The organism is Lichenihabitans sp. Uapishka_5, assembly GCF_033947565.1.
In the GTDB taxonomy this organism is placed as follows: domain Bacteria; phylum Pseudomonadota; class Alphaproteobacteria; order Rhizobiales; family Beijerinckiaceae; genus Lichenihabitans.
Genome location: NZ_JARPVX010000006.1, coordinates 100,283 through 120,526 on the forward strand (window position 1 = coordinate 100,283; position 20,244 = coordinate 120,526).

The 20,244-nt window shown below is 67.6% G+C and carries 20 protein-coding genes; 14 read left to right on the forward strand and 6 right to left on the reverse strand.

Translation table 11 applies throughout. The features are described 5' to 3' along the window. Positions 1-83 precede the first annotated feature (83 nt). The 3 genes from P7D22_RS04475 (at position 84) to P7D22_RS04485 (ending at position 3,157) form a co-directional block, all read left to right on the forward strand. A complete protein-coding gene (locus tag P7D22_RS04475; protein ID WP_319933013.1) occupies positions 84-770 on the forward strand; it encodes a LolA family protein in 687 nt (228 codons plus the stop codon). Positions 771-829: 59 nt separating this feature from the next. Beyond that, positions 830-2,266, forward strand: coding sequence for a lipopolysaccharide biosynthesis protein (locus P7D22_RS04480; RefSeq protein ID WP_319933014.1), 1,437 nt, complete (start codon positions 830-832; stop codon positions 2,264-2,266). Positions 2,267-2,344: 78 nt separating this feature from the next. After that, a complete protein-coding gene (locus P7D22_RS04485) occupies positions 2,345-3,157 on the forward strand; it encodes an exodeoxyribonuclease III (protein WP_319933015.1) in 813 nt (270 codons plus the stop codon). Between the two features lie 66 nt (positions 3,158-3,223). Here P7D22_RS04485 and P7D22_RS04490 read toward each other — a convergent pair whose 3' ends face one another. Further along, positions 3,224-3,652 (reverse strand): cyclic nucleotide-binding domain-containing protein, encoded by a 429-nt coding sequence (locus P7D22_RS04490; RefSeq protein ID WP_319933016.1) that lies wholly within the window; start codon positions 3,650-3,652, stop codon positions 3,224-3,226. Between the two features lie 29 nt (positions 3,653-3,681). Next, entirely contained in the window at positions 3,682-4,368 is a 687-nt protein-coding gene (locus P7D22_RS04495) for a response regulator transcription factor (RefSeq protein WP_319933017.1), read from the reverse strand. A gap of 199 nt (positions 4,369-4,567) precedes the next feature. Between P7D22_RS04495 and P7D22_RS04500 the strand changes: the two genes are divergently transcribed. The 3 genes from P7D22_RS04500 to P7D22_RS04510 all read left to right on the forward strand — a co-directional run bounded on the left by P7D22_RS04500 (position 4,568) and on the right by P7D22_RS04510 (position 8,571). Then, entirely contained in the window at positions 4,568-5,074 is a 507-nt protein-coding gene (locus P7D22_RS04500) for a L,D-transpeptidase family protein (protein WP_319933018.1), read from the forward strand. A 133-nt stretch (positions 5,075-5,207) separates the two neighbouring features. Beyond that, the gene (locus tag P7D22_RS04505) at positions 5,208-8,036 is read left to right on the forward strand and encodes an EAL domain-containing protein (protein ID WP_319933019.1); all 2,829 of its coding nucleotides are present in this window, start codon (positions 5,208-5,210) and stop codon (positions 8,034-8,036) included. A gap of 73 nt (positions 8,037-8,109) precedes the next feature. After that, the gene (locus tag P7D22_RS04510; protein ID WP_319933020.1) at positions 8,110-8,571 is read left to right on the forward strand and encodes a hypothetical protein; all 462 of its coding nucleotides are present in this window, start codon (positions 8,110-8,112) and stop codon (positions 8,569-8,571) included. 104 nt (positions 8,572-8,675) lie between these two features. Here the strand turns inward: P7D22_RS04510 and groL are convergent, their stop codons facing one another. After that, positions 8,676-10,322 (reverse strand): chaperonin GroEL, encoded by a 1,647-nt coding sequence (groL, locus tag P7D22_RS04515; protein WP_319933021.1) that lies wholly within the window; start codon positions 10,320-10,322, stop codon positions 8,676-8,678. Between the two features lie 44 nt (positions 10,323-10,366). Continuing rightward, positions 10,367-10,654: a co-chaperone GroES gene (gene groES, locus P7D22_RS04520; protein ID WP_319933022.1), complete on the reverse strand. Its 288-nt coding sequence runs from the start codon at positions 10,652-10,654 to the stop codon at positions 10,367-10,369. Between the two features lie 275 nt (positions 10,655-10,929). Between groES and P7D22_RS04525 the strand changes: the two genes are divergently transcribed. The 4 genes from P7D22_RS04525 (at position 10,930) to P7D22_RS04540 (ending at position 15,529) form a co-directional block, all read left to right on the forward strand. Continuing rightward, a complete protein-coding gene (locus P7D22_RS04525) occupies positions 10,930-11,691 on the forward strand; it encodes an SDR family NAD(P)-dependent oxidoreductase (RefSeq protein WP_319933023.1) in 762 nt (253 codons plus the stop codon). A gap of 219 nt (positions 11,692-11,910) precedes the next feature. After that, positions 11,911-12,930 carry an extracellular solute-binding protein gene (locus P7D22_RS04530; RefSeq protein WP_319933024.1) on the forward strand — a complete coding sequence of 340 codons (1,020 nt, stop codon included), beginning with the start codon at positions 11,911-11,913 and terminating at the stop codon, positions 12,928-12,930. Between the two features lie 35 nt (positions 12,931-12,965). Further along, a complete protein-coding gene (locus P7D22_RS04535; protein WP_319933025.1) occupies positions 12,966-14,492 on the forward strand; it encodes an ABC transporter permease in 1,527 nt (508 codons plus the stop codon). Next, positions 14,489-15,529 (forward strand): ABC transporter ATP-binding protein, encoded by a 1,041-nt coding sequence (locus P7D22_RS04540; RefSeq protein ID WP_319933026.1) that lies wholly within the window; start codon positions 14,489-14,491, stop codon positions 15,527-15,529. Before P7D22_RS04535 ends, P7D22_RS04540 begins: the two co-directional genes overlap by 4 nt. Before the next feature lie 32 nt (positions 15,530-15,561). On the opposite strand, the gene carA is transcribed toward P7D22_RS04540, so the two are convergent. Further along, positions 15,562-16,758, reverse strand: a complete 1,197-nt coding sequence (carA, locus tag P7D22_RS04545) for a glutamine-hydrolyzing carbamoyl-phosphate synthase small subunit (protein ID WP_319933027.1) — start codon at positions 16,756-16,758, stop codon at positions 15,562-15,564. Between the two features lie 139 nt (positions 16,759-16,897). On the opposite strand from carA, the gene P7D22_RS04550 reads away from it, so the two are divergent. After that, the gene (locus tag P7D22_RS04550; RefSeq protein WP_319933028.1) at positions 16,898-17,356 is read left to right on the forward strand and encodes a GatB/YqeY domain-containing protein; all 459 of its coding nucleotides are present in this window, start codon (positions 16,898-16,900) and stop codon (positions 17,354-17,356) included. A gap of 98 nt (positions 17,357-17,454) precedes the next feature. Further along, positions 17,455-17,931 carry an iron response transcriptional regulator IrrA gene (gene irrA / locus P7D22_RS04555; protein WP_442916026.1) on the forward strand — a complete coding sequence of 159 codons (477 nt, stop codon included), beginning with the start codon at positions 17,455-17,457 and terminating at the stop codon, positions 17,929-17,931. A gap of 64 nt (positions 17,932-17,995) precedes the next feature. Here the strand turns inward: irrA and P7D22_RS04560 are convergent, their stop codons facing one another. After that, positions 17,996-18,544, reverse strand: a complete 549-nt coding sequence (locus P7D22_RS04560) for an SH3 domain-containing protein (RefSeq protein WP_319933030.1) — start codon at positions 18,542-18,544, stop codon at positions 17,996-17,998. 301 nt (positions 18,545-18,845) lie between these two features. On the opposite strand from P7D22_RS04560, the gene P7D22_RS04565 reads away from it, so the two are divergent. Both P7D22_RS04565 and P7D22_RS04570 read left to right on the forward strand, forming a co-directional pair. After that, positions 18,846-19,103 (forward strand): DUF1150 domain-containing protein, encoded by a 258-nt coding sequence (locus tag P7D22_RS04565; protein WP_319933031.1) that lies wholly within the window; start codon positions 18,846-18,848, stop codon positions 19,101-19,103. An 11-nt stretch (positions 19,104-19,114) separates the two neighbouring features. Next, on the forward strand, positions 19,115-20,152 hold the full coding sequence (locus tag P7D22_RS04570; protein WP_319933032.1) for an RluA family pseudouridine synthase: 1,038 nt from the start codon (positions 19,115-19,117) through the stop codon (positions 20,150-20,152). The last annotated feature ends 92 nt before the right edge of the window (positions 20,153-20,244 follow it).

The following is a 20,244-nucleotide window of genomic DNA, read 5'->3' on the forward strand; positions in this document are numbered from 1 at the left end:
CGCTTTCCAGACGGGCGTCTCACAATGGCCACACCTGCTGCCTACCGCAGGATGTGTTCCTGACCAGAAAAGAATCGTCGCGGATGATCCCTCGCCTGTGTGTTGTCGCTTTGTCTTTGGCCCTGCTACCGTTCGCGGTGGCCGATGCCGAAACGGCGCCGCTGCAGCTTCAGCCCACGGTCCGCAAGTCCAGCAAGGCCGCGCCCGCGCCGGCGGTGCCGGCCCTGGCGCCCGAAGAGGTGATCGCCAAGGCGAATGATTATTTCAATTCGGCCGGCACCATGCAGGCGGATTTCACCCAGATCGGGGGAGATGGGCGGCGGAGCGACGGCAAGCTGTTCCTCGATCGTCCCGGCCGCATGCGCTTCACCTATGCGCCTCCGGCCACCCTCGAGGTGATCGCGGACGGCACATCGGTCGCGGTCATCGACCGCAAGCTGCACACGCAGGACCTGTACTTCATCGCCCAGACGCCGCTGAAATTCCTGCTCAAGGATCACGTCAACCTCGGTGAGGACGCCCGCATCCTCGACGTGACGAGCGACAAGAACGATGCCTCGATCCTGATCGAGGATCAGCAGACCTTCGGCGGCACTTCCCGCATCCGCCTGACCTTCTCGATCGAGCCCTTCGCGCTGCGTCAGTGGACCATCATGGACCCGCAAGGCTACGAGACCATGGTGTCGCTGGCTGATCTCGACCTCGTCACCAAGCCCGACCCGGCGTTGTTCCGCATCTCGTCGGAACGGATGCTCAACTCGCGCAACTGAACGTAACGGGTCTTTCAGGCTTCCCGGTCTAGCTTGGCACACCCTCCGGGTCGGGCGCCATGCGGATCGTCGTCACCTTTCTGCTGAATGCCGGGCTGAACTTCGGCGTCGGCCTCGTGATCGCGGCCCTGATGGGGCCTGATCTCTACGGCCGCTATGCGGTGATCGCCTCCACAGGATCGCTGTTAGCGACAGCCCTGTTCGAATGGCTCCGGCTGTCGACGGCGCGCTTTTACGGCGAAACCCAACGCGGCAGCGTGCCGGCGCTCCGGCCGTCGCTCGATGCCTGCTACCATGTTCTGACGGCAGTGCTCGTGGTGGGCGGCGTCTTGGCGCTCGGCCTGCCGGGACGTTTCGGCGTCACGCCGTCGCTGGCCGGGGCCGTGGTGCTGGCGGCCGTGGCCAATGGCGGCTTCGATTATTGCGGCGCGCTGGCACGGGCGCGCTTCATGGATCGGGATTATGCCGGGCTGGTGATCGGCAAGGGGGTGCTGGGCCTCGCGGCCGCAGCCGCGGCCGCCCAATGGACCCACGATCCCGCCGCGGTGCTGGCCGCCCAGGCGGTCGGCTCGCTGGTGGCCATCCTGCCGAGCCGCGGCGCCCTGGCCGACCCGGGCCGTGCCCCTCCGGCCCGGAGCCTCATCCGGCGCTTCGCCGCTTATGGCCTGCCGGTGGTGGCCGCCAATGTGGTGTTCCAAGCCATTCTTCTGTTTAACCGCAGCGTGGCGGCGTCCCGCCTCGGCTTCGCGACCGCGGGTCATCTGTCGCTTGCCACCGATATCGAGCTGCGGCTGTTTCTGGCCGTCGGGGCCGCGCTCGACGTGCTGTTGTTCCAGCTCGCCGTGCGGGGCGAGGCCGTGGCCGGGCCGAGCGGCGCCGCCCAACAATTGCGTCGCAACATCGTCGATGTCGCGGCCGTGTTGCTGCTGCTCGGTGTGTTGTTCGCCGCCGTGTTGCCGGCCTTTACGGCCTTGATCGTGCCCGAGCGGTTCCGCGACGGCTTCGTGCCGTTGGCTCTCGCGGTTCTGCCCGGCATCCTGTTGTTCTGCTTCGGCCAGTTCGCCATCAACCCGGTGTTCCAGATGGCCCACCGGACGCGGCCGATCATCCTGGGCGCCTTGAGTTCGGCCGCCGTGGATGGGTTGGGCCTCCTGCTCGTGCCGGCGACCGCCGGGCCGATCGGCATCGCGGCCGTGCATTCGGTCAGCCTCGGCGGCGGCACGCTTTGCCTCGCCTGGCTGGCGCACCGCGATGCCGCGATCAGGCCCCGGCTGCAGGATGCGGTCGGGTTGCTGGCCGCCACCGCCGTGGCGGGGCTCGCGGTCTGGCCGCTCCGCGCCCTGCCGGCGCCGCTCGTGCTCGGCACGGCAGCCGTGATCGGCCCGCTCGGCTTCGCGGCCGTGCTGCTGCTCGGCGATGTGGGCGTCATGCGGCAGCGCGCGGCCTGGCTGCGGGCTTGCGTACTGCGCCTCGTGCCCACCCGTGAGGTTGCCTGAGCCCTGGCGGCAAAAGCGCTTGCCCGGGCGGGGCACGGGTGCGACGAGGCAGGCCCAAGCCCCGACCATGAGCCTTCCGTGCCGCTGACCCTCGCCACCTGGAACATCAATTCGATCCGGCTGCGCCTGCCGCTGGTGCGGCGCTTCGCGGAAGCTTATCGCCCCGATGTCCTGTGCCTGCAGGAGACCAAGTGCCCGGACGGGCAGTTTCCGCTGTCGGACCTGAAGGCGCTCGGCTACGAGCATATCGAATTCGTCGGCCAGAAGGGCTATCACGGGGTGGCGACACTGTCCCGGCTGCCCCTCCAGAACGTGATCCGCGGTGCGTTCTGCCGTCATGGTCACGCCCGGCAGATGAGCGTGACGCTGGGTGGCACGGGCGAGGCCGCCGGCCTGACGATCCACAATTTCTATGTGCCGGCCGGCGGCGATGTGCCGGACCCCGCCCTCAACGACAAATTCGCCCACAAGCTCGATTTCCTCGACGGCATGACGCGGGCGCCCAGCGAAGGAGCGTTGGCCAACACGCGGGCGGTGCTGGTCGGCGACCTCAATATCGCGCCGCTCGAAACGGACGTCTGGAGCCACAAGGCGCTGCTCTCGGTGGTGAGCCACACGCCCGTCGAGGTGGAGCGCTTTGCGGCGTGTCAGGCGGCCGGAGGTTGGGTGGATGCCATGCGGCGGCGCATCCCGCCCGAGCAGAAGCTTTACACGTGGTGGAGCTACCGCTCGCCCGATTGGGCGGCGGCCGACAAGGGGCGACGCCTCGACCATATCTGGGTCAGCCAGGATCTCGGCGGCGCCGTGGCGGGCATCGAGGTCGTCAAGGAAACGCGGGGCTGGGAGCGGGCGTCCGACCATGTTCCCGTGATCGCCACGCTGTCGCTGTAAGCCGTCGGGTCGCAGGCGAGCGCGATTCGCCTGTCGAGCGGTTGGCCTAAGACGGGGCAGATGCCCTCAGGAGCCCAAGCCGTCGCGGGGCAAGGTGGCATGCAGCCGCCGCGCCAGGAAGGCGAGAAGCCGCGTCGCCGAGGCGGGATGCGCCTCGAGCACCCGCAGCATGGCTGTGCGGGGCAGCTTGAACACCGTGGCGGGGTCCTGTGCCACGGCACTGCGGGCGTGCACGGTGTCGCGCAACAGGGCCGTTTCGGCCAGGAGGCCCGCCGGTCCCACCCGCACGGCCTGATAAACTTCGTCCGTGACCAGAATGGTGCCGCTCACCACCAGATAACCGCCGTCGCTCGGCTCGCCGCGCCGGAACAGCGCCGTGCCGGCCGGCAGACTGCGGGTCTCGCCCGCGAAGGCCAGCAACCGCAAGGCATCGGGCTCCAGCGCCGCCAAGAGCGGAACCCCAGCCAGCCGGTCGATATCCTGATCGAGGCTCATCGAAGGGAGGTCCTGCGGCGCCGGGGTCTTCAAGGAACGAGGCGGTAGCCTCCGGTTTCCGTCACCAGCAGTTGCGCCTGCGCCGGATCGTTTTCGATCTTCTGGCGAAGTCGATAAATATGCGTTTCCAGCGTGTGGGTGCTGACGGCGGCATTGTAGCCCCACACCTCGCGCAGCAGCGTTTCGCGCGGCACCACATGGTCGCCCGCCCGGTACAGGAAGCGCAGGATGGCGGTTTCCTTTTCGGTCAAGCGCAGCTTGGTGCCCTTGCCGTCGACGAGATGCTTGTGGCCGGGGCGAAAGCTGTAGTCGCCGATCTGGAACATCGCCTCGTCGCTGCTTTCGTGGCTGCGCAGGTGGGCCCTGATACGGGCCAGCAGCACGGCGAAGCGGAATGGCTTGCTGACGTAATCGTTGGCGCCCTGGTCGAGCCCCCGCACGATGTCGGCATCGCCCGTATGACCCGTGATGATGATGACGGGGTTCTTGAAGCCCTTCTGGCGCAAGGCCGCAACAGCGTCCCGGCCGTCCATGTCGGGCAGGCTGACGTCCATGATGACAAGGTCCGGATGCTGGTCGACCGCCAGCAGCATGGCGGCCTCTGCGGTCCCGGCCTCGAGGGTCTCGAAATCGTCGTGAAAGGCGAACTGTTCCACCAGCAAGGATCGGAGATCGCCGTCATCGTCGACAATCAGGATCCTGCGTACCTGACTCATGTAGGATCGAACTCCGTGACGCCGGCACCCGTTCGGGGGTGCGACTCCTCACTTGCCCAAAGAGGGTTCCTTTCGCAAGGTGCGCAAACTTGGTGGCCTGCGCAAGCCAATCGCGCAAGGCCCCGCCCGGAGGTGATCCATTCGCAGTCGCTCCGTTTCCGGCCGGCCGGTGTTGCCGCCGCGGCGAACCCTGGCGCGCTTGCGCGTTGCCCTACTGCCGGGCGAGCGGTTTCGCGGGCGCCTGATCGCCGGCCAGAGCGTCATTCCTTGCGTGATTGGCCCTGGCGGCATCACGCGCCGCAAGCGCGAAGGCGACGGTGCCACCCCGGCCGGCTCCTTCGCACTGCACCATGTGCTGGTGCGCCTCGACCGGGCGCCGCGTCCGCTGACTGGCCTGCCGTGTCGTCGGATTCGCCCGAAGGACGGCTGGTGCGACGATCCCCTCGCCGGGTGCTACAATCGTGCCGTGACACTGCCGGCCGCCGTCGGCCACGAACACCTGTGGCGCGACGACCGGCTCTACGATGCCGTGGTGGTGATCGACTATAATCTCCGGCCCGCCCGCAAGATGAAGGGCAGCGCCATCTTCCTGCACGTCCAGGCGTCGCCCGTTCGTCCGACCGCTGGTTGCGTGGCCGTGACGGCGCCCGACCTGCGCCGGTTGTTGCTGCGGATCGGTCCGGCAACCCGCATCCTGATCGGCTGAACTCCGGGCGCAGGCGGCTCTACTTGTCGCAGGCCCAAAGACCCGTTGTTTCGCAAGCTTTGCGTAAGTATGCGCTGTTATCGTCGGCCTACGGCAAGTGAAGTCGCTCCTTGCCCGATGGCTGGATAGTGTCATGGCGGAGGCGCTGCCTCAGCAGAATCTGTTTCGGTGGACCATCGGCCGTCGCATCACCGTGGCGTTCGCCACGATGGGCTTGGTGTCGACCGGCTTGACCGGCCTCGCGCTTCGCAGCATCGCCGACGCCACGACTTATGCCGAAAGCGCGCAGCAGGATGTGGTTCCTGCCAATTTCGCTCGTGCGGTCGGGACGGACTTTAGCCGCCTTCGCGCCGAATTCCTGCGCAACCGCAAGGTGGAGGTGCCGGATGTTATCGCACTGCACCATTCGTTCCGACAGGATCTCGACAATGCCGTCGGCGCCTTGCCGTCCGACAAACGCCCGTTGCTGGAAGACCTACGGACCGTCGAGGCGGACTGGATCCGGGATGCCCAGAAAGCCGAGGCGGACGGCAGTGTGTCGGCGACGGAACTGACCAGCCTCGACATGGGCGCCCAGCAGGTGGATGCCAAGGTCGCCGAGCTGATCGAAGCGACCAGCACAGCGGCCGAGGCGCGACGAACGACGGCCAAGCGCCTCATGGCCCGCAACGGTGCCGCGGCTCTCGTGGCCACCCTGGCCGTGGTGGCGGTCGCCATTCTGGCCGGGCTCGCCTTGCTGCGCGGCATCAAGGCGCCGCTCGGCCGCGTGACGCGGTTCGCCAACGAGATTGCCCAAGGACGGCTCGACGGAGCGACGCCGAAAGCCGGTGCCGACGAGCTCAGCCATCTGATCCGGGTGATGGACGGCATGCGGGAGCGCATCTGCGGCATGCTGGACGAGCAGGTGCGGCTTCGGCAGACCAGCCAGGCGCGCCTGGCGGAAGCCGTCGACGGCTCGCGCGAGGGCATGATCGTGGCCGACCCGCAGGGGGTGATCCAGATCATCAATGCCCAGGCGCTCGACCTGCTCGGCTTGAGCGCCCGCAACCTGAGCGCCGGGGCCACGCTCGACACCATGCGAAAGCTCGTCGGCCTTTACGGTCATGCCCACCGGGCCATGCTGAAGGAGGTCGAAGGCGCGCCTGAGATGCAGGAAAGCCTGCTGCCCGACGGTCGCCGCATTCAGAACAGCCGCCACCGCACCAGCGAGGGCGGCTTCGTGGGCCTTTACACCGATGTCACCGCGCTGGTGGCCCAGAAGGAAACCTTGACGAACGCCAAGGCCACGCTCGATGCGGCGCTGACCACCATGAGCCAGGCGCTGTGCATCTTCGACCGCGACCACCGGCTGCGGCTCGCCAACCCGCAGGCCCATGCCCTGTTCGGCATCGGGCCTGACGAGGCCAAGCCCGGCAGCGCCTATCTGGCGTTGATCGAGCTCAGCCTCGCCCGCAACAATCATCCCGGCACGGATGCGGCGCGTTTGCGTCGGCACTTGCGCTTCGTGGCAGCGCGCCGGCGACGCTCGGTCCGCTTCGTGCCGTTCGGCCATGACCGCATCCTTTCGGTCACCCACGAGCCGATGGTGGACGGCGGCTGGATGGGGACTTACGAGGACGTCACCGAGCGGCGGCGCGCCGCGGCCCGCATTGCCCATATGGCCACCCATGACGGGCTGACGGGCTTGCCGACCCGCTTCGCGCTCGAACGCAGGGTGGACGAGGAACTGGCTCGCATCGAGCCCGGCGGCGGCTTCGCGATCCTCTGCCTGGGCCTCGATCAGTTCAAGGAGATCAACGACACGCTCGGCCATGCGGTGGGCGATGCCTTGTTGTGCGGCGTGGCGGCCCGGCTCGGTGAAGGGCTGCGGCGGACCGACCTGCTGGTCCGGCTCGGCAGCGACGAATTCGCGGTGGTGCGGTCCGGCACCGACGACCGGGACGGCGCGACCGCCTTCGCGGATGCCATGCTGGCGCGCCTCAAGCCGTCGTTCGACATCGACGGGCGGCGGCTCTCGATCGGTGGCACCGGAGGCCTGGTGCTGGCGCCGCATCACGGCGCCACCTGCGCCGAATTGCTGACCAACGTCGACCTCGCGATGAACAAGGCCAAGGATGGCGAAGCCCGGGGCACCTGCCGCGTCTTCGAGCCGGTGCTGAAAGAGGCCCTGAAGAAGCGCATCAGGCTCGAAGCCGATCTGCGGCGAGCGCTTGAGAACGATGAATTCGAACTGTTCTACCAGCCGTTGCTCGACCTCGCCTCGACGGAGGTGCGGGCCTTCGAGGCGCTGATGCGCTGGAACCACCCGACCCGGGGCCTTGTCGGGCCCGTCGAGTTCATCCCAGTGGCCGAGCGCATGGGCCTGATCGACGCCATGGGCCGGTGGGCCCTCAACGTCGCCTGCCGCGAGGCGGCGGGGTGGCCCGAGACCGTAAAGGTGGCCGTCAACGTATCCCTGGCGCAACTGCGCGAGGACAGCTTCGCGGCGGCCGTCGAAGCAGCCCTGGCCGCGAGCGGCCTCGCGCCGCACCGGCTCGAGCTGGAGCTGACCGAAACCATCGTGATGTCCAACGCCGGTCATGCCATGGAAGGCTTGCTCAAGCTGAAGCACCTCGGCGTGCGTTTCGCCATGGACGATTTCGGCACCGGCTATTCGAGCCTCAGCTACCTGCGCCGCTTCCCGTTCAACAAGATCAAGATCGACCGCTCGTTTCTGCAGAACCTGGCCGACAGCCACGAGGCCGAGCAGATCGTCCGCACAATCGTGGCGCTCGGTCGCAATCTTGGCCTGCGGGTGACGGCCGAGGGGGTCGAGACGCCGCGGCAATTACGGTTTTTGACGGAGATCGGCTGCGACGAGATCCAAGGGTATCTGATCGGACGCCCCGAGCCGGCAGCCCAAGTTCCACTCACGCTGGCGGACCATAACGGCACCGCTGCCGAGGTTCCGGTGACCGCATGAGCCGGCGATCCCTGCGCAACCGGAACACGATCCCATGGTGAGCGGCCTGAGGCGGTGGGGTGGCGCAGCCCTCGTGGCGGTGCTGCTGGCCGGGGGATTGACGGCCGCCGCCGCGAGCCTCGATGGCGTCGCGCGCCGATCAGCGCTGAAGAACAATGACCTGACGCGCCTGCGAGCCGAGGCGCTCACGCTGTTCCCCCGCGGCTCGCGGCTCGACGAGGCCGCGTCGCAACTCGCCACCATCGGGTTCGCCTGCGAGGATCTGCAGCACCCGTTGCCCGATATCAGCGCGCCTTCCCTGCGCTGCGCCTCAGACGGACGCGGCTATCCGAACTATCCGTCGGTCAACGTCATTCTGCTGACCCGCAACGGGCTGATCTCCGACGTCGACGTGTGGAACATCATGGCGCGGGCCGATGGCGAGCCCGACGACATCGATTTCACGGCCATCGGCGCCAGCCAGGCCCTGCCGGCCGCGCTGCGGCGCCCGGAGCCGAGGACCGACGAGGCCGACCGGCCCGCACCGCAGTTTTGAGCCCTTCCTGAGCAACACGCCCGGCGCCTCAAAGCCCGGGCAAAGAAAAAGCCCCGGATCGCTCCGGGGCCTTTTCTTGTTCGTTCGGATGAACGGTGACGGACTTAGAAGTCCATCCCACCCATGCCCCCGCCCATGCCGCCGCCGCCCATCGGCATCGAAGGCTTGTCCTTCGGCGACTCGGCCACCATGGCTTCCGTGGTGATCAGCAGGCCGGCGACCGAAGCCGCGTCCTGCAGAGCCGTGCGGACCACCTTGGCCGGATCGACGATGCCGGTCTCGATCATGTCGACATACTGCTCGGTCTGGGCGTTGTAGCCGAAGGTGGCCGAGCTGTTTTCGTTGATCTTGCCGACCACGATCGAGCCTTCCACGCCGGCGTTCTCGGCGATCTGACGGATCGGGGCCTCGAGAGCCTTCAACACGATGTTGATGCCGGCCTGCACGTCCGGGATCTCGGACTTCAGAGCCGCCACGGCCTTCTTGGCGCGCAGGAGAGCGGTGCCGCCGCCGGGCACGATGCCTTCTTCCACGGCCGCACGGGTCGCGTTGAGGGCGTCGTCGACGCGGTCCTTCTTTTCCTTCACCTCGACTTCCGTCGAGCCGCCGACGCGGATCACCGCGACGCCGCCTGCGAGCTTAGCCAGACGCTCCTGGAGCTTCTCCTTGTCGTAGTCCGAGGTGGTTTCCTCGATCTGCGACTTGATCTGGGCGATGCGGCCCTCGATGTCGGCCTTTTCGCCGAAACCGTCGATGATCGTGGTGTTCTCCTTGTCGATGCGGATGCGCTTGGCGCGGCCGAGCATCTGAAGGGTCACGGACTCGAGCTTGATGCCGAGTTCCTCGGAGATCATCTGACCCTGGGTCAGGATCGCGATGTCCTCGAGCATGGCCTTGCGGCGATCGCCGAAGCCCGGAGCCTTGACGGCCGCGACCTTGAGGCCACCACGCAGCTTGTTGACCACGAGCGTGGCGAGAGCCTCACCCTCGATGTCCTCGGCGACGATCACCAGCGGCTTGCCGGTCTGCACCACGGCCTCGAGCACCGGCAGCATCGCCTGCAGCGACGACAGCTTCTTCTCGTGGATGAGGATGTAGGGCTCGTCGAGCTCCGCGATCATCTTCTCGGCATTGGTGATGAAGTAGGGCGACAGGTAACCGCGGTCGAACTGCATGCCCTCGACGACGTCGAGTTCGGTCTCGGCGGTCTTGGCTTCTTCAACCGTGATGACGCCTTCGTTGCCGACCTTCTGCATCGCCTTGGCGATCATCTCGCCGATCGACTTGTCGCCGTTCGACGAAATCGTACCGACCTGGGCCACTTCGTCGGACGAGTTGATCTTCTTGGCGCGGGACTTGATGTCCTCGAGGGCTGCCACGACCGCCATGTCGACGCCGCGCTTCAGATCCATCGGGTTCATGCCGGCGGCCACGTATTTGGCGCCTTCACGGACTATGGCCTGGGCCAGCACGGTCGCCGTGGTGGTGCCGTCGCCGGCCTTGTCGTTGGTCTTCGAGGCCACTTCGCGCACCATCTGGGCGCCCATGTTCTCGAACTTGTCTTCGAGCTCGATTTCCTTGGCGACCGTCACACCGTCCTTGGTGATGCGGGGCGCGCCGAAGGACTTGTCGATCACGACGTTGCGACCCTTCGGGCCGAGCGTCACCTTGACCGCGTCGGCCAGGATGTCGACGCCGCGCAGCATGCGGGCGCGGGCGTCAGAGGAAAAACGTACGTCTTTCGCTGCCATGGGGATTGTCTCCTAAACGGAAGTTTCGGGGGTGGGCGGGGCTGTTAGCCGACGACGCCCATGATGTCGCTCTCCTTCATGATGAGGAGATCCTGGCCGTCGATCTTGACCTCGGTGCCCGACCACTTGCCGAACAGCACCTTGTCGCCAGCCTTGACGTCGAGCGCGTTGAGCTTGCCCTGCTCGTCACGGGCGCCCGGGCCCACGGCGACGATCTCGCCTTCCTGGGGCTTTTCCTTCGCGGTGTCCGGGATGATGATGCCGCCCTTGGTCTTCTCTTCGCCTTCGAGACGCTTCACGACCACGCGATCGTGGAGGGGACGGAAATTCATGGGTCGCCTTCCTGTTTCAAACCCGGCACCTGTGCGATAGAACACGGCGCACACGGGCGTCAGCCTCTGGGAGGCCAGTCTTAGCACTCATCGATCGAGAGTGCTAACCGGCAGGGTTGAGGTAGGCGGATGCCTTCTCCTTGTCAAGGCAAAGGGCCATTCGCCTGGGGATGGCCGCGCCTGCGGATCTGCCTGTCCCCTCAGGCTCAGCTGTCTCGAAAAGGCTTTAGCGTCGCCGTGTGAAGCCTCAACAACATTTCCGGGAAGGAACCCCCATGTCATTTGCCATCTACCCAAGCCTCAAGGATGTGGTCGTCACTGTAACCGGAGGCGCCTCGGGCATCGGCGCCGAGATCGTGCGGGCTTTTGCGGCGCAAGGCTCTCGCGTCGGCTTCGTCGACCTCGACGTCACGACCGGGCAGGCCCTGGCCGAAGACCTGAGCCAAAAGGGCGCCACGGTGGCGTTCGAAGCCTGCGACCTGCGGGACATCGCGGCCCTGCGGCAGGCCTTTGCGGGTTTGAAGGCGACGCTCGGCCCGGCCGGGGTGCTGGTCAACAACGCGGCGCGCGACGATCGGCACGGCTGGGAAACGGTCGAGCCCGAATATTACGACGAGCGCATCGCCACCAACTTGCGCCACATGTTCTTCGCCACCCAGGCGGTGGCGCCCGACATGATCGCGGCCCGCAAAGGCTCGATCATCAACATGGGCTCGAATTCCTGGTGGGAAGCGGGTGGCGGCATGCCGGTCTACACGTCGGCCAAGGCGGCCGTGCATGGCATGACGCGGTCGTTCGCACGGGACCTCGGGCCGCATCGCATCCGCGTCAACACAGTGGTGCCGGGCTGGGTGATGACCGAACGGCAGAAGACGCTGTGGGCCAACCCGGAGGCGCTGGAGCGGCAGAAGGTGCGGCAGTGCCTGCCCGAACTGATCGAGCCCGTCTACCTGGCCCGCATGGTGTTGTTCCTCGCATCCGACGATGCCGCCATGTGTACGGCCAACAACTACATGGTGGAGGCCGGCTCGATCTGATCCGGGCCCGACCGAATGCGACGCCATCCGGCGTCGTATTGCCGGAAGCCTTGGGGCTGCCATTCTAAACTTTAGAACGATTATCAATTGCTGTGATAGACTTGCCGAGTTCTGCCTGACCACTTAAGCCGACCGGGCCATGGCTCCCGGATGACCTTTCGCGGTCCGGTCGGCGTGGCCCCACGGTGGCCGTTCGGCCTGCTTCATCCAGGATGTCTCATGTTCCGAGCTTCGACGCTGCGCCTGCCGATCGCCGCATGCTGTCTCACGATCGCGCTCGGCGGGCCCGCCTCGCAGGCCGCCGAAGTTGGCGCGTTGACGGTTTATAATGGCCAGGACGAAGGACCCGTGGAGGCCGCCATCGCGGCCTACGAGAAGAAAACGGGCGTCAAGGTGGCGATGCGCAAGGCCGGCAGCCCTGCCTTCGCGAACCAGATCGCCCAGGAAGGCGCCCATTCGCCGGCCGACATCTTTTATGCCGAATATACGTCGCCGCTCGCCGTGCTGAAGAACAAGGACCTGCTCGGTTCCGTGGCGGCCCCGACCCTGGCCGAGGTGCCGGCGCGCTTCAACGACCATGACGGCACCTGGATCGGCGTCACGGCGCGCAGCCAGGTGCTGGTGTACCACGCCGGAACCGTGCAGGAGGCGGTACTGCCGTCGTCCGTGCTCGACTTGGCCAAGCCGGAATGGAAGGATCGCATCGCCTTCAACCCGAAGAGCGCCGCCTTCCTGGAGCAGCTCACGGCCATCGCCAAGGTGGAAGGGCACGCCAAGGCCAAGACGTGGCTCGAGGCCCTGAAGGCCAATGCCAAGGCCTATCCGAGCAACACCGCGATGATCATGGCGGTCGAGCGCGGTGAGGTTCCGGTGGCGATCGTCGGCGACAATTATTGGTTCGCGGTCGCCAAAGAAAAGGGCGGCACCGACAAGATGGCGTCTCGCATCCACTATATCGGCCACGGTGACCCGGGCGCGCAGATCACCGTGTCGGGCGCCGCCATGTTGAAAGCGGCGCCACATCCCGAGGAGGCCCAGCGCTTCCTCGCCTTTCTGGTCAGCCCCGAAGGCCAGCAGGCCATTGCCGCGACGGCTGCCGACTATCCCCTGCGGCCGGGCGTACCTTCGCCCTTCGCGGTCAAGCCCTTCGCCGAGCTCGACCCCTCGCCCGTGACGCCGTCCGAGGTCGGCACGGCACGCGAGGGCCTCGACCTCGAACGCGAGGTCGGGCTCAACTGAGCGTGACGGCCTCGACGGCACCGACACCGCGACGAATGCGGGGCGCATGGGGCCACGCGCCCTGGACACTGCTGCCGGTCGGGGTGGTGGCGGCCGTGACCGTGCTGCCGATCGCCTATGTGGTGGCGCAAGCCGGCAAGGCCGCCCCCGGGCAGGCGTTCGCGCTGCTGGTCCGGCCTTATGTCGGCCAGCTTCTGCTCGGCACCTTTGCGCTCGTCGGTGGCGTCACGGGACTGAGCCTCCTTCTCGGCGTCGTTCTGGCCTGGCTGGTCGAGCGCACGGACGTGCCCGGCCGCCGCTGGTGGGGCCTGGCCCTCGCCATGCCGCTCGCCATTCCGGCCTATGTCAGCGGCTTTGCCTGGCTGTCCCTGACCCCCCGGGTCGAGGGTCTCGCGGGCGCCATCCCGATCATTGCGCTGGCCGAGTTCCCGCTCGTCTACCTGCCGGTTGCGGCGGCGCTGCGCGGGCTCGACGGGGCGCTCGACGATGTGGCCTGCTTGCTCGGGCAGGGGCCATGGCGGCGTGCCTGGACGGTGGTGCTGCCCCAGGTTCTGCCGGCCGCCGCGGCCTCCGGGCTGCTAGTGTCCCTGCACATGCTGGTGGAGTTCGGCCCGCTGGCTTTGTTGCGCGTTTCGACCTTTACGACCGCCATCTACAGCGCCTCCGAACTCGAGTTCGACGGGGCTGCCACCGGTGTCCTGTCGGGCGTGCTGCTTGTTCTCTGCACGATATTCGTGGCGGCCGAGATGCGGGCCCGCGGGCGGCGGCGTTACGCGCGGCTCGGCTCGGGTGTGCGCCGCGCTGCGTCGCGCCTGCAACTCGGCCCCTGGCGGTGGCCGGTGTTGCTCGTCCTGGCTTCTGTTGTGGGCCTGTCGGTCGCGGTTCCTCTCGTCACCGTGGCCTCCTGGGTCGTGGTCGGGCGATCGTCCGGCTTGCCGCTGGCACGTATCGCCGGCGCGCTCAGCGGCTCGCTGCAATTGGCCGGGCTCGGCAGCCTCGCCACCACGGCGATCGGCCTGCTGCTGGTCCTCGCGGCCCTGCGCCAGGGGGCGGCGGCTCGCTGGCTTGAGCGCCTCCCCTACATCATCCACGCCGTCCCGGGCCTCGTGGTGGCGCTGGCTCTGGTGGCCGCCACGCTCGCGCTGGCGCCTGGTTTGTATCAGGGGGTCACGGTGATCGTGGTGGCCTATGCGATGTTGGCGCTGCCGCTGGCCCAGGGAGCGATCCGTGCCGCCTTCGAACAGGCGCCACGTGGCCTCGAGGAAGCGGGCCTCGCGACCGGCCGTCCACCATGGCACGTCTTCTATCGCATCACCCTGCCGGGCCTGGCGCCGGGCCTCGGCGCGGCGCTGGTCCTCACCTTCCTGTCGCTGTTGAAGGAATTGACCGCGACCCTGATCCTCGTGCCGACCGGCACCGACACGCTCGCCATGGAGGTCTGGTCGCACACGTCGCAGATGGAATATGGCGCCGCAGCCCCCTATGCGCTGTTGCTGGTGCTCGTGTCCGGCCTGCCGGCCTATGGGTTCGCGCGACGGCTCGATCGCGCCGGCGCCGCGTGAGCGCCTTTCTGGCCCTGCGCGGCCTGTCGAAACGCTTCGGCGCGGCGCCCGTCCTGCACGGCCTCGACCTCATGGTCGATCGCGGCACCGTGCTGGCGCTGCTGGGCGCCTCCGGATGTGGCAAGACCACGCTGCTGCGCCTGGTCGCCGGTTTCGAGCAGCCGGATGCCGGCACGGTGACGCTCGATGGCGTGATGATGTCAGGTCCCGCCGGCCTGGTGCCGGCGCAGCGGCGCGGCATCGGGCTGGTGCCGCAGGATGGCGCGCTGTTTCCTCACCTTTCGGTCGGGCGCAATGTCGGCTTCGGCCTGCCGCGCGGTCGGCGGGCCGTTGCGGTCGAAGCGATGCTCGACCTCGTGGGGCTTACGGGCCAAGCGGGACGCCCGCCGCATACGCTGTCGGGCGGCCAGCAACAGCGCGTCGCCCTGGCGCGGGCCCTCGCGGTGGAGCCGAGCCTGCTGCTGCTCGACGAGCCCTTCAACGCGCTCGATGCTGTTCTGAGGCAGGAGCTTTGCCGGGACGTGCGGCGCATCCTCAAGGCCCGCGACGCCACCGCGATCCTGGTGACGCACGATCGCGATGAAGCGTTCGGCCTCGCCGATCAGGTGGCCGTGATGGATGCAGGGCGCATCGTCCAGGTCGGCACGCCCCGCGCCGTGTATCGCGAGCCCGCGAGCCTCGTGGCCGCGAGCCTCACGGGCGCCGTGCTGCGCCTGCCGGGGACTTTGATCGGCACGGGTGTCGAGACGCCGCTCGGCCGCCTGCCTGCGATGGTCCGCGAGACACTCTCGGATGGCCGCGTCGTGGTGGTGCTGCGGCCCGAGCAGATCGTGCCGGCCCCACCGGGGCAGGGCGTGTCGGCCACGGTGCTGGACCAGATCTTTTTGGGCCCGCGGGCCACGGTCGAGCTCAGCCTCCCGACTGGCTCCGACCCGCTCACCGTGAAGGCGAACTGGCCCGCCGACCGGGATTATGCCGCTGGGGCCGACGTCGCGGTGGCGGTCGCCGGGGCGGCCTCGGTGTTCCCCGTACAGTAACGGGCGAGAAGCGTCCCGTCCGTCCTTGAGGTTCAGGCCTTATCCATCAATCCGACGAACTGCCGGAACAGGTAATGGCTGTCCTTGGGGCCCGGCGAGGCCTCAGGGTGGTGCTGCACCGAGAACACCGGCGCATCCGTCAGCGCCAAGCCGCAGTTCGAGCCGTCGAACAGCGACACGTGGGTTTCCCGCACATTGGCCGGCAGGGTCGCGGTGTCGACCGCGAAGCCGTGGTTCATCGACACGATCTCCACCTTGCCTGTGTCCTGGTCCTTCACGGGGTGGTTGGCGCCGTGGTGGCCCTGGTGCATCTTGGTTGTCTTGGCGCCAACTGCCAGCGCCAGCATCTGGTGGCCCAGGCAGATGCCGAAGGTCGGCACCTTGGCCTTGATGATGTCCTGGATCACCGGCACCGCATAACGGCCGACGGCCGCCGGATCGCCAGGGCCGTTGGACAGGAAGACGCCGTCGGGCTTGAGCGCCAGGATCGCCTCGGCCGTGGTGGTGGCCGGCACCACTGTGACCTTGCACCCCGCATCGGCCAGCAGGCGCAGGATGTTGCGCTTCACGCCGAAGTCGAGTGCCACGACGTGGTGTTTCGGCGCCGCCTGTCGGCCATAGCCGGTGGCGAGGTCCCAGGTGGTTTCGTCCCAGCCGAACCGTTCCGCGGTGCTGACGCCGGGCACGAGGTCGAGTCCATCCATGCCCGACCAGGCGCGCGCCTCGGCCAGCAGCGCGGCGCGGTCGAAGACGCCGTCGGGCGCATGGGCGATGATGGCGTTCGGCATGCCCTTGTCGCGGATCAGCGCCGTCAGGGCGCGCGTGTCGACGCCGCCGAGCCCGATAATGCCGCGCGCCTGCAGCCAGGCGTCGAGATGGGTTTTCGAACGGTAGTTGGCGGGCGACGTGATCGGGGCGTGCAGCACCACCCCACGGATGCCGGCCGCGGCGCCCATGTCGACGGTTTCCACATCCTCGTCGTTGGTGCCGACGTTGCCGATATGGGGGAACGTGAAGGTGATGATCTGTCCGGCGTAGGACGGATCGGTGAGGATCTCCTCGTATCCCGTCATGGCGGTGTTGAAGCACACCTCGCCGACGGCATGGCCGGTGGCGCCGAAGCCCGTTCCCTCGAGGATCGTCCCATCGGCCAGCACCAGCAGGGCGGTCGGCTCTCGCTCGTCCCAGCCACCTGCGGCGGCTCCGTCTTGAACAGGATCGGTCGGCACAGTACACCCGTGGCTTCGCGAGCGGCCGGCCAAAGCGCCCGCCACTCACAGGGTTCATCGAAAGAATGCAAGCTCGGGATGTAGGCGTGGCCCGACCGCGGGTCAACCGCCGTCTCGTTGGCGTGCCGGAGTGCTGGATATGCGCGATCAACTGACTGCCATGCTGAAGACGGCCATGAAGGCGGGCGACAAGCGTCGTGTCGCCACCGTCCGACTGATCCAGGCGGCCCTGAAGGATCGCGACATCGAGGCGCGCGGCACGGGACGCGACGTGTCGGACGACGAGATCCTGGCCCTGTTGCAGAAGATGGTGAAGCAGCGGCAGGACTCGATCGCCATTTACGATGGTGCCGGGCGCGACGACCTCGCCACCGGCGAGCGCGAGGAGATCGCCATCATCGCGGAGTTCCTGCCCGTCGCGATGTCCCCCGACGAGGTTCGCGCCGCCATTGCGGCCGCCATCACGGATTCCGGCGCGGCCGGTCCGAAGGACATGGGCAAGGTGATCGCCACCCTGAAGGGCCAATACGCCGGGCGTATCGACTTCGCCAAGGCGAGCGGCACCGTCAAGGAGATGCTGGCGGCCCAGGCGGGCTGAAGCCGCAGCATTGCCCTTGGGTCGTCTTTCGGGTTATAGCAAAGGCCATATTGCTCTCCATCTGAAATGTTGTTGCTGCTATGGCTGCCCCGATCACGATGGACCCTGCTCACGCCGATCGTGACGATGCCGCGCCTTTGTCGCGACGCGACCCGCTCTACGGCTGCCCGGTCCACGACCTCCGTCACAAGCTGCGCGGCGCGGGCCTGCGCCCGACGCGGCAGCGCGTGGCGCTCGGCTGGCTGTTGTTCGCCCGCGGCGACCGCCACGTGACGGCCGAAAAGCTTTATGAAGAGGCCACGGGCGCGCGGGTGCCGATCTCGCTCGCCACCGTCTACAACACGCTGCATCAGTTCACCGAGGTGGGCCTGCTACGCGAAATTGCGGTGGATGGGTCGAAGACCTATTTCGACACCAACGTCACCAACCACCATCACTTCCTGTACGAGGACGAGAATCGGCTGGTGGACATTCCCGGCACCGAGATCCCGGTCGGCGATCTGCCGGTGGCGCCGGTCGGCATGGAAGTGGCCCGGGTCGATGTGGTGATCCGGCTGCGTCGCAAGGCCGTCTAAGGTTCATCATCGGTTGGATCGACAGGATGCGCGCTCCGCGAGGGGCGCGCATTTTTCGTTTGGGTCAGTCGACCTTCTCGTCCGGGTAGACGCCCCAAAGGTTCGTTTCCTGGATGTAGCCGTCGTAATTGTCGCCGAAGATATGGCACCAGCCATCGTCGCAACGCTTGACATTGGTCAGCACGCTGGGCTGCAGGTTGGCCGCAACCGCGGCACCGTCCGACGCCGACCTGCGGAGTTGCAGAAAGGTGTCCTTCTTCCACGGCGCCACCAGGGCGGTCCGCCGCCCCGACAACAGCGAATGCAGCACCCAGCCTTCCGTGCCTTCGGAATCCCGGATCTTGCGCCAGGTTTCGAATTCGGCGGTGATCTCCACCGGCAGACCGGCACGCTGGTAGATCCAAAGGGTGCGATGTTCCTTGGACGGTCCTTCGCGCAGGTTCACGTGGTCCGACTTCAAGCTGACGTAGCGTGGCACCGGCAGGCCGGACGCCGTGCCGACCTGCTGGGCCTCCGCCACCCCGCCGCTGGCCAGCAAGATCGCCAGAGCCGCTACAAGGCACTTGGGCCGGAGCCCGCGCGGGCCGGAAGGGTGCAGGGTGGTGCTGGTCATCAAGGTCCGTCGCCGTTGACGGCCGACTCGTCGAGGCGGCAGGGTCTGTGGCAAGCGCCACTCTGATCGGCCCTTGGTTAATAGGCGCTTACGTTCGAACCAAGGTCCGAAGGCGGCTCACAATGGCATCGCTCGGGTGCGCCGACGCTGCGGCAGCCCGACGCGCGCGAAGCCCCGACCTTGATTTCATGGCCGCAGGCAACCACGTCTGGTGACGAACAGTAAGGATATCCGGTGCGAGACTGCCGTGTGCGTACCGGGGCGCGGGGCCTTTGAGGACCGCGACATCGAGGAGTTGATCATGACCCAAGTCATCAGCCAGTCGCCCCTGTCGCAGGACGACTTCGCCCATCTGGGGCAGGGTGCCATCGCCTACGTCAAAGCCATCCGGTCGGACGACGTCACGCGGTTGTTCCCGCAGGTGTCCGACATCCAGCCCGGTCTCGACCTGTTTCTGTTGCTCGGCGCCAATGGCGTGCCGATCATGCTGACGGATTCGAAGGACGCGGCCGTGGCCAATGCCTGGGAGCACCAGCTCCAGACCGTCAGCCTGCACTGACGGGGCAGGGCATGCAGACTTTACGCGACGCGCAGCCCGCGTTGCTCGATGAGGCCGGTGGTTCCACCGGCCTTTTCCATGTCGAGGTCGGTTCCGAGCAGGCCGGGGGGCGGCTCGACAGGGTGCTGGCCGAAGCCGCCGAGGCGGCAGGCCTGCCGCTGTCGCGCACCCGTCTGCAGCGCCTGATCGCCGAGGGGCACGTCCGACTCGGCGAAACCCCCATCACCGATGCGCGGGCCAAGCTGCCAGCCGGGTCGCTGGTGACGATCGCGGTGCCGCCCCCCGAGCCGGCCGAGCCCATCGGTCAGGACATCCAGCTCAATGTCGTCTTCGAGGACGACCACCTGATCGTCATCGACAAGCCGGCCGGGCTCGTGGTGCATCCTTCGGCCGGTCATGCCGACGGCACGTTGGTGAATGCGCTGATCGCCCATTGCGGCGACAGCCTGTCGGGCATCGGCGGCGTGCGCCGGCCCGGCATCGTGCATCGGCTGGATCGCGACACCTCGGGGCTGCTGGTGGTGGCCAAGACCGATGCGGCCCATGCGGGTTTGGCCGCCATCTTCGCGGATCATGGGCGCTCGGGGTCGCTGGTGCGCGACTACCATGCCTTTGTCTGGGGCGTGCCGGACCGCCCTTCGGGCAGCGTCGAGGCCGCGCTCGGCCGCGACGTGCATAACCGGTTGAAGGTCGCCATTGTGCCGGCCCATCGGGGCCGTCATGCCGTCACCCATTGGAGCCGGGAGGCGACCTTCGGTCAGGCGGCCCTGCTGCGCTGCCGGCTCGAAACGGGCCGCACCCATCAGATCCGCGTCCATCTCACGTCGATCGGCCATCCGGTGATCGGCGACGCCACCTATGGCACCGGCTTTCGCACCAAGGCCGATCGCCTGGAGGGGCCTGCCCGCGCGATCGCGGCAGCACTGTCGCGCCAGGCCCTGCATGCCACCACGCTCGGCTTCGAGCATCCGATAACGGGCGACGCCATGCTGTTCCACTCGGTTCTGCCGCCCGACCTGGCGTCTTTGGCGGCTGCGTTGCAAGGCTGACGGCCGGGCGCCGTCGCGCGCGGAGCTCGCCGCAAGCCAAGGCGAAGCACGCCAGGCTCAATCCTCGCGGGGCTTGTCGGCTGCCCCGCGCG

Excerpts from the sequence above, each read along its gene's own strand:
- P7D22_RS04530 (WP_319933024.1), top strand. The coding sequence starts at position 11,911 with ATGTTCCGAGCTTCGACGCTGCGCCTGCCGATCGCCGCATGCTGTCTC.
- irrA (WP_442916026.1), top strand. The coding sequence starts at position 17,455 with ATGGACCCTGCTCACGCCGATCGTGACGATGCCGCGCCTTTGTCGCGA.
- P7D22_RS04560 (WP_319933030.1), bottom strand. The coding sequence starts at position 18,544 with ATGACCAGCACCACCCTGCACCCTTCCGGCCCGCGCGGGCTCCGGCCC.
- P7D22_RS04505 (WP_319933019.1), top strand. The coding sequence starts at position 5,208 with ATGGCGGAGGCGCTGCCTCAGCAGAATCTGTTTCGGTGGACCATCGGC.
- P7D22_RS04565 (WP_319933031.1), top strand. The coding sequence starts at position 18,846 with ATGACCCAAGTCATCAGCCAGTCGCCCCTGTCGCAGGACGACTTCGCC.
- P7D22_RS04490 (WP_319933016.1), bottom strand. The coding sequence starts at position 3,652 with ATGAGCCTCGATCAGGATATCGACCGGCTGGCTGGGGTTCCGCTCTTG.
- P7D22_RS04475 (WP_319933013.1), top strand. The coding sequence starts at position 84 with ATGATCCCTCGCCTGTGTGTTGTCGCTTTGTCTTTGGCCCTGCTACCG.
- groL (WP_319933021.1), bottom strand. The coding sequence starts at position 10,322 with ATGGCAGCGAAAGACGTACGTTTTTCCTCTGACGCCCGCGCCCGCATG.
- P7D22_RS04480 (WP_319933014.1), top strand. The coding sequence starts at position 830 with ATGCGGATCGTCGTCACCTTTCTGCTGAATGCCGGGCTGAACTTCGGC.
- P7D22_RS04525 (WP_319933023.1), top strand. The coding sequence starts at position 10,930 with ATGTCATTTGCCATCTACCCAAGCCTCAAGGATGTGGTCGTCACTGTA.
- P7D22_RS04495 (WP_319933017.1), bottom strand. The coding sequence starts at position 4,368 with ATGAGTCAGGTACGCAGGATCCTGATTGTCGACGATGACGGCGATCTC.
- P7D22_RS04535 (WP_319933025.1), top strand. The coding sequence starts at position 12,966 with ATGCGGGGCGCATGGGGCCACGCGCCCTGGACACTGCTGCCGGTCGGG.
- P7D22_RS04570 (WP_319933032.1), top strand. The coding sequence starts at position 19,115 with ATGCAGACTTTACGCGACGCGCAGCCCGCGTTGCTCGATGAGGCCGGT.
- groES (WP_319933022.1), bottom strand. The coding sequence starts at position 10,654 with ATGAATTTCCGTCCCCTCCACGATCGCGTGGTCGTGAAGCGTCTCGAA.
- P7D22_RS04550 (WP_319933028.1), top strand. The coding sequence starts at position 16,898 with ATGCGCGATCAACTGACTGCCATGCTGAAGACGGCCATGAAGGCGGGC.